Source organism: Polaromonas sp. P1_G4 (assembly GCF_056405475.1).
Window position 1 is genome coordinate 1 of the sequence record NZ_JBFUCA010000976.1, and the last position, 765, is coordinate 765.

Annotated in this window: 1 protein-coding gene; it reads right to left on the reverse strand. The window is 66.0% G+C overall.

Going from position 1 to position 765, the window contains the following annotated elements; translation table 11 throughout:
* The coding region (locus AC1D1X_RS24840) for a S1C family serine protease (protein WP_477699560.1) at positions 1-731 on the reverse strand (731 nt) is incomplete at its 3' end.
* Between the last annotated feature and the right edge of the window lie 34 nt (positions 732-765).

The following is a 765-nucleotide window of genomic DNA, read 5'->3' on the forward strand; positions in this document are numbered from 1 at the left end:
GGGCTCTCCTTGCTGACCCGCAGGATCTGTATGCGCCCGCCCTGGTCATTGGAGGTGATGCCGAGCCATGGCCTGCGGCTTTTCATGCTGGCGCCTGAACGCTGCAGCTCCGCGAGGATGGGACGCAGCAAATCCACCGGCACAAACATATTGCCCGGCAGGCGGCGGTTTTCGCCTGTGGCATCGGACACCAGCAGCGAGCCTATGCCCATCAACTCACCTTTCTGGTTGAAGAGCGGGGCGCCGCTGTGGTTGCCGCCACTGGCCATGATAGGTGGGCTGGTGAACAGCGCCGATTCGATGTGGTATTCCCAGCTGCCGGAGAACGCGCGCCGGCTGACCAGCCGGGTCATGCTTACGTCGCCGTCCTCATCAGCCTGCGGGCCGGTGACGGCCATCAGCGGTTCGCCGGGCTGCAGGTCTTTACCGTTGCCCAGCGCTGCCACGCCCACACCGCGCAGTGGCAGCAAGGGGCGCAACAGCCCGAAGCCGGTGGCCAGGTCATAGGCAACGGCGCGCGCCGGCAAGGTGCGGTTGTCTTGCGTCACGATCTCGATGTGTTCGGCTTCCAGCATCAGGTAGCCGATGGTGAGGATGAGCCCGTCCTGGTTGATTTGCACACCTGAGCCGGCGCGGCGCAGGCCCAGCGTTTCGGCCGAGCGTGCATCTTCCATCGCCGTGACCTTGACGCCGACCACCGCCGTTGTAGCGCGGGTTAGTGCGTCCATCATGGCCTGCGCCGCCGGGGGCTGCACAGTGGCCGCG